Raw genomic sequence first — 7,867 nt, 5'->3', positions numbered from 1 at the left:
TTAAGCTGGGGGAAACACCCGTTCCCATCCCGAACACGGAAGTTAAGCCCTAGTTTGCCAATGGTACTGCAGCGTCTAGTTGTGGGAGAGTAGGTCGTCGCCAGTTTTTTATTTCCTTCACCTCTATCCTCTGATAGAGGTTTTTTGTGTCTTTCGTGCGAACCCTAACGACTTCATCGTGGTAAAAAAGAACATGAATGCTTTATCTAAAACCATCTTAATAGATGGCTTTTTCTGTCTTATTTTCGTGTGGTTCGTGCCTTTCGTGGTTCAATCACCCCTTAATCTTACCTAAAATTATTTAAAAAAAACTCAATAGGTCTATTGACATTAACAATAAGAATTGTTAATGAAACACTTCTTTTGGTGTTAGACTAAATTATTTAAGGAAAGGAGGGATTGTATTATGCCAAATAATATTTCTGCGGATTGTCCATGCTGTTATACTAAAGCAGTTGGTAGAAAAGAAATTGAAGAAAAGTTTGGCTTTAGAAATGATGGGAAAGTGCCTCAATCATATTGTAAAGAGTGTAGGGTAGCCAAATGTAAGACAGGTGAACCATGCAAGAAAAATAAATAAAAGGAGAATTATTATGTTGTTACCCGTATTGCCCGCATTAGGGGCTGCAGCCGTAACCAAAATCATCTTAGCTTCATTGGTGGCTGCTGGTGTTATAGCACCTGCTGCTTTCAAGTTAGTAGGAGAACTTGTTAAAGAGCAGAACATTAAAGGATTAGATAAAATTGGGTTATCTTTGTTAAAAATGGAACAGAAACGACTTAAAAAAGGTGAAATTACTCATGAAGCCTTTGTAAGTCGTGTTGAGGAGATAGTTAAATCACATGGAGTAAAAAATAAAAAATAATGAAAAAGAAAAGTTTGAGAAGTAAATCTCACGATGTAGCAGATTCAATTAATAGTATACTTTACCATGCAAATAGAAAGACACTTTGTAAAGTGGATAAATTATTAGGTGTCATATGTTTTTTCTTTGTTTTACTTATACTATTCGTTATTGGCGGCTGGATTAAATTCATGTTTTTTATGTAATTTAAAAAAATAATGGCGAGTGCTACCTGCACCCGTTCCGAACACGGAAGTTAAGCCTTAGTTTGCAGTTATCTTACCACAGATTAAGGCAATTTAACTCCCATTTAAACCCTATTCCTGAACCCAAACGTAATTTTGCCCCTATTTCCATACCCCAATCAATTCTGCGGAAAGGGCTTACTCTTATCAAAAACCCATCTATCTTCTTCACCTGTATAACCACATTCACCCATACGTGGTGAGTTGGTAATGGGCATAAGTGCCTCTTTATCTTCTGCACAGTTTTCACAGAGAAAACCCTCTTCCCAAACATTTACATAAGTAGCTATAGCCCCGCAACTATCACATAAGTGGGTTATAGGTTCATTACGCACCAGTAGTACAATTTCTTCATCATTTTTAGGCCGTAATATCTCACTAATAATTGTTAGATTAACTTCTGTCGTTGTGCCAAAATCATATTCATAAACTAATTTATCCCCGATATTAAGAGCGGCAATTTCCGTATCTTCGTCAAGCTCATCGCCACCTTTATAAAAAGCACTTAAATGGCCGCAACATTCACACCATATTTCCCGTAAAAAATGGTCTATTGCGGTGAGTGTAGTATTAGTGGTAACACTAAAAAATAACCAGTAGTCTTTATCATAAGCGCCTTCAGCTTTTATCAAGTAGCATTTTTCATCACCACTATTATGTTTTTTCATTACATGGTTTTTTATTACTGTTTTAGTGGCAGTTTCTCTGCACATAAAACAATTCCCGTTAATTGTTTGCTTTGACATTTATGCATTCCCTAATGATTAAGTAAAAAACACAATAATCTTATCCAAAATTATTTTTAAAAATAGGCTAACCTATTTAAACTTCAACTGGCTCGTAAAATTGTCGATACGATGAAATAGTGATATTTGCATGAGCATATTTATTATTAATGCGTTGCATATCGCATAAAAGCTGCAAATTTAACCAATACTCAACATCGGTATCAAAAAATTGTGCTAGTCGCCAAGCGGTATCGGGAGAGATAGCAGTAACACCGCGTATAATTTGCGACATCAAGGAAGTAGATACGCCAATCTCTTTAGCTAAACGGTAGGCACTAATTCCCATAGGCTCTAAATATTCCTCTTTAAGTATATCGCCAACATGAATTAAGATAATATCTTTCATCGTGAACTCCTTTTCTAATGATAATCTACAAATTCTATATTTGAGGCTTTTCCATCAAACCAATTAAAGCAAATACGGTATTTATCATTAACCCGTATAGACCATTGCCCGTCCCTGCTGCCTGATAATTTCTCTAAACGATTTGCTGGTGGAATTGCTAAGGTTCTTATATCACGGGCCGCTAAAACATGAAAAATTTTAATTTTGGCTCGCCTCATTAAATCGTCTGGTAACCCTTTTATTCGTTCTCCTTCAAAGATACGTCTGGTTAAATCATTATGGAATTTGTCCATGCCTTTATAGTATGTTAATAACGGCATAATGTCAAGTAAGAGGTGTAGTTTCAATACTGAAGATGTTCTCTTTAATCTTACCTAAATTTATTCCAAAAAAATAGGCCAGCCTATTGACATCTTAACATAGGAATGTTAAGAATAGCTCCCCTTTAGGCTGTTAATTGACAAATAGTTATTTTAAGGATGTTTATTATGTTTAAAAAAATGTTTTTACTTAATTTTGTGTTAGCTATTTTTATGCTGGCATGTAATCCCAGCCCAGAACCCAAACCCGATGAGATAGATGATAAAGACCCTCCGTTATCAGAAGCTGCAGTGGCTATGCGTACAGCTGTATTGGCCGCTTTTGATGTTCCCAGTAACGATGGCCTTAGTTTAGCCGCTATACCTAACCGATTTTGGAGCGAAGGCAGTATCACTAGGTTGGCCACAGGTAGCTTAAAGTTAGATAGTGGTGTGGCTAGAATAAATCATCTTCAACTAGGCCAATTTGATTTTAATGATGGTGGCCAGACGGCTAGTGGAGCTGTAGAAGGTGATTACTTAGAGGTACAGTTTATGGCTGAATTCTATTTTGATGATGCAAATAATACGGTAAGAGTAAGTATTACCCAAGATATTATAGGCGCTATGCTAGGCGGAACGTTAATGGAGGATGTTATAGGTGTTATAGGTAGCGCTCAGCTTACCTTCACCTTAAATAGTGATGGCAGAACCTTTACGGGCGATAATGTACCGCCCACCGAACCCAATAATTTATTTACCTTTACCGATATAAGAAACAATTGGCGTATGCGTGAAACATTACGGCTTATTACTATGTTGATTTAAATTTTATAAATAAGTTAAGCGCTGGCTTTAAGGGAGTAGTTGCCGCCGGTTTTTATTTGTAATTATCACCCTCATTGGACAGTGGGGGTTTTTTGTTGCCTAGTGGCCTTGACTTTTATACCTAATAATATTATTATTTAATATAATGAGGTATAAAATATGAGTAATACCAGCGTTACTTTAGGCAAACATTTTGAGGAATTTGTTAATAATCTCGTTAAAAGCGGTCATTATGGTAGTGTGAGCGAAGTTATTAGAGCTGCTTTACGCAATTTAGAAGAGCAAGAGGCTAGAAAAGCTCTTTTACGCTCGGCTTTAATTGAGGGTGAAAATAGCGGCAGGGCCGATTATAATCTTGAAAAGTTAATAGCAGAGTTAGATTAATGTTCTTTCTTACCCAAAAAGCTTATGAAGATTTAAAAAATATTGCCACTTACACGCAAGATAACTGGGGCAAAATTCGAGTAATCGGAGGATTTTGCAACGTAATCTTTATTTAAAGATGTTAGATGAGGCTTTTAACCAGTTAAGCATTGATTATAAGTTAGGCATAAATGTTAATCATATACGGCAAGGGTACTTTAAATATAAAATAGGTAAACATCTTATTTTTTATCGTCTGCAAGATGGTGATGTAGAAGTTGTGCGTATCTTACATCAAAAAATGGATATAGAGGCTCATATTTAATCCTTCACAGATTAAATAAGTTCGTTCCCTTCCCGAACACGGAAGTTAAGCCCTAGTTTACGGAATGTACTGCGGTGCAAAACAGTGGGCAAAGCCTCACTGCAAAAACCTCCGATTACTCGGCAAAAGCCTGCTCCAGTTTGGCTTGTGTGTGTGGAAGAGTAGGTCGTCGCCGGCTTTTTTATTTCAAGGTAAGGGTTATAACCACGAATGACACACTGGGCCGAAGGGCTAGCCGCGTGCTGCACGAATAAAATCGACTTCATTCGTGTCATTTGTGCTATTCGTGGTAAAATTTTCTTTATGCGAACAGGCTCTCATCAAGGGCTTTTTCTCTTCTTTTATTCCTAGCTTTTATAGCTTCATAAATTTTATCATAACCTTATTTTCCCTTTCTTAGTAATTATAATGGCCATTTAAAGCTCTTTTATTGCTGATTGTAGCTATTATAATGAAAGTTCTATCGGCCTATCTCCTTATATTAACACAAATTTATAAATATTTTGTGTTATAACGCTTGACAATCCTTAAAGCTGTGTTACACTAGCTAAAGAACATTGCAAGGAGGGAATGCTAGCCATAAAAAAATTTTGCTTCTTTTATTTATATCATTTACCGGTTATGTCTTTGCTTAAGAAGAGTCTGCCCCAGATTTATAGACATTTAATGCCGAGATGCGCGTTCTTGGGCAGCTTTTATTTAGCTTTACGGCTATGTGTTTAATTAAATTTGCTTTAAAATTAAATTAGGAGGTAACCTCATGAAAGTTTCAATAAAGTTTTTGTTTATCTTAATAATAATGGCTTTAGTAGCCTGTAGCCCCGATGGTAGCGGCAGAACCCCTATTGCCGGTGTGTTTGGCGGCGACGGCGGCGTGCCGCCAACTGGCCCGGGTGGCGGTCCCGGAGGCGGCACGCCGGGAGGCGGAGGTGGCGGTGGTGATAATACAGGAGGAGGAGGTGGGCCTATTACACCAACAGGGCCAGCTTATGTTTTTGATTTCACTAACGTTGGTGCTGTTAATGGTACCAATACTGTCACTGGTAATGTTTCGAGCTGGGGTGGGGTGGTACGAACGATTTCGCCAAATGCGGCTTCTGATGTTTTAGATTTTATCGCTGTAGGTAATTTCCGTGGTACTAATGGGGGGATAGACCCAAATGGTACGGCTCGTACATTTACTACTACTGTAGCATTAAGTGGTAGCATTAGAGTAGTTATGCATGTATTAAGAGTACATGCGGATAATGCAACGGTAACCGTTCCTCTTGCGTATGGTAGCGAGAATGTGAATGTAACGTTTGTTACCAGCACTCTTAGTAACAACACTACCACTTTGGCAGTTGAGCACACTTTTGCTGCCGGAAGTGGTACTTTGGGGATTACTAACTGGCCTTGGGCAGGTTCAAATGGGGCGGTTGCACCCGGTCGTTTAGCTCTCCAACGTATTGAAATATGGGAGCTACCTTAGTCTTAAATAACAATTACGGTGTGGCTATATCGGCGAGAAATTTACTTCGTCGATATGGCTTAATTTTTTAAAGGAACATATATGAAAATATTAATTAAATTTTTATTGGTAACCGCTTTAGCAGCCCTAATGGCCTGTAACACTAGTGGCTCTAGCGATGAGCTTATTGTGGCTATTACCCTGCCTATTAGGCAGGTGGGGCCTAACGGGAATGTTGGTGATTTTAATTTTTTAAGAGGGCTTGCTTATGGCGGCACCGATGCAGGTATAGCTTTTGAAGGGAGCATACAGCACCCCATTGCCCCAGCTCTTTGGCAACATGCTACAGATTTAGGTTTTTCCTTCCCCGCTGGCCATGAAGTGGTGGTGCGTATTAGCCCGGCACAACTTGGCCGTATAACCCAGTTTGCCTCTAACAGCACAGGTACCGATAGCCCAATGGATAGAGGGCCGGGTAATGGGGCCAATGCGGTGCATGGCCTAGAGGGAACTGGCTTTTCTAACGTAATATTTTTTAGAATGGCTGCTGCGTGGCGTGGTTACGGCTGGGAACACCACATGGTAAATGTTACAGCGGCCGATTTTTTAAATACGCCCTTCCCAATTAATGCTTTTGGCGGTGGGGTAATAAATTACACCATTAACCGCAGAAGCACTCCAGCCTATAGCGCTGCTACCATAGCGGCCAGCGGGATACCAACGGGTGGAACAGGGGCCCCTTCAGAGGATGGACAGCGGCAACTTGGTTTTATCTTGGTTGGCCCGCGTAGCGCCTTTGAAAAAGCAGGTTTAGTGGTGGCAGAGGGTATAGATACTAATGGGAACTTCATTTTACCTTAGGGAGAAATATTGGAGAAATAAACAATGAACATAGTAAGTAAATTTTTAATTTTAATGGCTTTAATAACCTTAGCGGCTTGTAACCCCAGAGGTACCAGCGCCGCAGACCCGCATGTTAATGCCTCTTATATAGCGGCGGGCAGCACCATAGAGTTTGTGCGGCACGGCACATGGTTTGAAGTAGCCTATGCCGAATGGCTGGCCCCAGCTGGTGTAAATGCTTTTATGGTAACAGTTAATGGGCAACCTTTAGATGCTTTTCAGGGCGGCGTGGTTCACCCCGATAGTAATGGGGCTGGTGAGGGTACAACCCATAGCGCCTTTTTGGTTAGGCAGATAGATTCTAATAGCCGTTTATGGCGGGTAGATGTGCCTGCTTTAGGCAGAGATGGGGCTACATATACGCTAACTATTGCTGGCGGCGGCTTTAGCGGCACCATAAACAATTTAGTTTCTGTACCCTTTGATAGGCAAGGTTATGCCTTTGCCGATGGTTTTATTACCAGCGGCGGGTATACTGATGAGGGGCTTGTTGGCAATGCCACAGTTTTTTATGTAACCCAAGCCAACATGAATTATACGCTTACAGGAAGCGGTAATACGGGGCGTTTTCCTGAAAGCGGCGGTACATCGGCTATTACAGGCCCTACCATCTTTCGTTTTATGGGCCAAGTAGGTGTATTTAATGGTGATATTTTTGACCGCAGCACCATACCTGCCGCCACCCGTGAAAATACTAACCTCAATACCACAGGTAACACCAGTAGTAATAAAATGCTTTTTATGCGTAGTGCCAGAAATGTTACCTTTGAAGGTATTGGTACCAATGCCAAGATAGAGGGTTGGGGCATTCATATACAAGGTGCCAACAATGAAACTGCTAATACAGTTCCGGCTAATATTGTTATACGCAATATTACCTTTAGCTGGCCGCACGATAGTGCCGTTAATGTGCATGGCGGTATAACCAACAGCGGTCTTCCCGATAGGGGCTTAAGCCATGTTTGGGTACACCATAACACCTTTCATCATGGCCAAAACACAACGGCCATCAATGGCGGCTCTAACTACCTCAAGGGTGATGGCAGTACCGATATAACCAACCGTGCCAGAAATGTTACCGTTGCTTATAATGCTTATATTCAGACTGGTAAAACCATTTTAATTGGCAATAACATTCCCGATACTGTAGGCGGGGTTACGGTTCACCATAACTGGTTTCAAAACAGCGATTCACGCCACCCGCGTGTACGTAATGGCTCTGTGCATGTTTTTAACAATATTTATGACAATATTACCATTTATAGTATTGGGGCAGGCCACCATAGCAACATTGTTGCCGAAGGTAATATTTTTAGAGGCGGACGACGGCCATTTATTATTGCCGGGCAAGGGAACGATAACGGAACTTTAAGCGGTAACCTTAGCGGGGCTGATGAACCCGGTGCCATTATTACCAGCGATGTCCCCAATGCCAGCCACTGGGCAGGGCGCGGCCTAGTGCCTAACGCCTTTAA

At 40.5% G+C, this 7,867-nt stretch carries 11 protein-coding genes and 1 rRNA gene; 9 read left to right on the top strand and 3 right to left on the bottom strand.

Features of this window, described 5'->3' with window-relative positions; translation table 11 throughout:
* From rrf to FWE37_08530, 3 genes are all read left to right on the top strand, one after another.
* A 5S ribosomal RNA gene (gene rrf, locus FWE37_08540) occupies window positions 1-106 on the top strand; the annotation flags it as partial.
* Window positions 107-406: 300 nt separating this feature from the next.
* Window positions 407-580 (top strand): hypothetical protein, encoded by a 174-nt coding sequence (locus tag FWE37_08535; GenBank protein ID MCL2521026.1) that lies wholly within the window; start codon window positions 407-409, stop codon window positions 578-580.
* A gap of 13 nt (window positions 581-593) precedes the next feature.
* Window positions 594-866, top strand: a complete 273-nt coding sequence (locus FWE37_08530; protein ID MCL2521025.1) for a hypothetical protein — start codon at window positions 594-596, stop codon at window positions 864-866.
* A gap of 343 nt (window positions 867-1,209) precedes the next feature.
* Here the strand turns inward: FWE37_08530 and FWE37_08525 are convergent, their stop codons facing one another.
* The 3 genes from FWE37_08525 to FWE37_08515 all read right to left on the bottom strand — a co-directional run bounded on the left by FWE37_08525 (window position 1,210) and on the right by FWE37_08515 (window position 2,517).
* Window positions 1,210-1,836: a hypothetical protein gene (locus FWE37_08525; protein ID MCL2521024.1), complete on the bottom strand. Its 627-nt coding sequence runs from the start codon at window positions 1,834-1,836 to the stop codon at window positions 1,210-1,212.
* Window positions 1,837-1,912: 76 nt separating this feature from the next.
* The gene (locus tag FWE37_08520) at window positions 1,913-2,224 is read right to left on the bottom strand and encodes a HigA family addiction module antitoxin (protein MCL2521023.1); all 312 of its coding nucleotides are present in this window, start codon (window positions 2,222-2,224) and stop codon (window positions 1,913-1,915) included.
* 14 nt (window positions 2,225-2,238) lie between these two features.
* Window positions 2,239-2,517, bottom strand: a complete 279-nt coding sequence (locus tag FWE37_08515) for a type II toxin-antitoxin system RelE/ParE family toxin (protein MCL2521022.1) — start codon at window positions 2,515-2,517, stop codon at window positions 2,239-2,241.
* Window positions 2,518-2,712: 195 nt separating this feature from the next.
* On the opposite strand from FWE37_08515, the gene FWE37_08510 reads away from it, so the two are divergent.
* From FWE37_08510 to FWE37_08485, 6 genes are all read left to right on the top strand, one after another.
* The gene (locus FWE37_08510; protein ID MCL2521021.1) at window positions 2,713-3,351 is read left to right on the top strand and encodes a hypothetical protein; all 639 of its coding nucleotides are present in this window, start codon (window positions 2,713-2,715) and stop codon (window positions 3,349-3,351) included.
* Window positions 3,352-3,510: 159 nt separating this feature from the next.
* The gene (locus tag FWE37_08505; protein ID MCL2521020.1) at window positions 3,511-3,735 is read left to right on the top strand and encodes a type II toxin-antitoxin system ParD family antitoxin; all 225 of its coding nucleotides are present in this window, start codon (window positions 3,511-3,513) and stop codon (window positions 3,733-3,735) included.
* A 94-nt stretch (window positions 3,736-3,829) separates the two neighbouring features.
* Window positions 3,830-4,039, top strand: a complete 210-nt coding sequence (locus tag FWE37_08500; protein MCL2521019.1) for a type II toxin-antitoxin system RelE/ParE family toxin — start codon at window positions 3,830-3,832, stop codon at window positions 4,037-4,039.
* A gap of 760 nt (window positions 4,040-4,799) precedes the next feature.
* A complete protein-coding gene (locus FWE37_08495) occupies window positions 4,800-5,510 on the top strand; it encodes a hypothetical protein (protein MCL2521018.1) in 711 nt (236 codons plus the stop codon).
* Window positions 5,511-5,591: 81 nt separating this feature from the next.
* Window positions 5,592-6,350 (top strand): hypothetical protein, encoded by a 759-nt coding sequence (locus tag FWE37_08490; GenBank protein MCL2521017.1) that lies wholly within the window; start codon window positions 5,592-5,594, stop codon window positions 6,348-6,350.
* 24 nt (window positions 6,351-6,374) lie between these two features.
* Window positions 6,375-7,867: hypothetical protein (locus FWE37_08485; protein ID MCL2521016.1), on the top strand; the 1,493-nt coding region annotated here is incomplete at its 3' end.

It is taken from the genome of Spirochaetaceae bacterium, assembly GCA_009784515.1.
Lineage (GTDB): Bacteria > Spirochaetota > Spirochaetia > WRBN01 > WRBN01 > WRBN01.
The sequence above is the reverse complement of the archived record's forward strand: the minus strand, read 5'-3'. Positions and strand labels throughout refer to the sequence as shown.

What these genes read in the sequence shown, in the direction of transcription:
- FWE37_08535 (MCL2521026.1), top strand. Translation starts at nt 407, where the DNA reads ATGCCAAATAATATTTCTGCGGATTGTCCATGCTGTTATACTAAAGCA.
- FWE37_08530 (MCL2521025.1), top strand. Translation starts at nt 594, where the DNA reads ATGTTGTTACCCGTATTGCCCGCATTAGGGGCTGCAGCCGTAACCAAA.
- FWE37_08525 (MCL2521024.1), bottom strand. Translation starts at nt 1,836, where the DNA reads ATGTCAAAGCAAACAATTAACGGGAATTGTTTTATGTGCAGAGAAACT.
- FWE37_08520 (MCL2521023.1), bottom strand. Translation starts at nt 2,224, where the DNA reads ATGAAAGATATTATCTTAATTCATGTTGGCGATATACTTAAAGAGGAA.
- FWE37_08515 (MCL2521022.1), bottom strand. Translation starts at nt 2,517, where the DNA reads ATGGACAAATTCCATAATGATTTAACCAGACGTATCTTTGAAGGAGAA.
- FWE37_08510 (MCL2521021.1), top strand. Translation starts at nt 2,713, where the DNA reads ATGTTTAAAAAAATGTTTTTACTTAATTTTGTGTTAGCTATTTTTATG.
- FWE37_08505 (MCL2521020.1), top strand. Translation starts at nt 3,511, where the DNA reads ATGAGTAATACCAGCGTTACTTTAGGCAAACATTTTGAGGAATTTGTT.
- FWE37_08495 (MCL2521018.1), top strand. Translation starts at nt 4,800, where the DNA reads ATGAAAGTTTCAATAAAGTTTTTGTTTATCTTAATAATAATGGCTTTA.
- FWE37_08490 (MCL2521017.1), top strand. Translation starts at nt 5,592, where the DNA reads ATGAAAATATTAATTAAATTTTTATTGGTAACCGCTTTAGCAGCCCTA.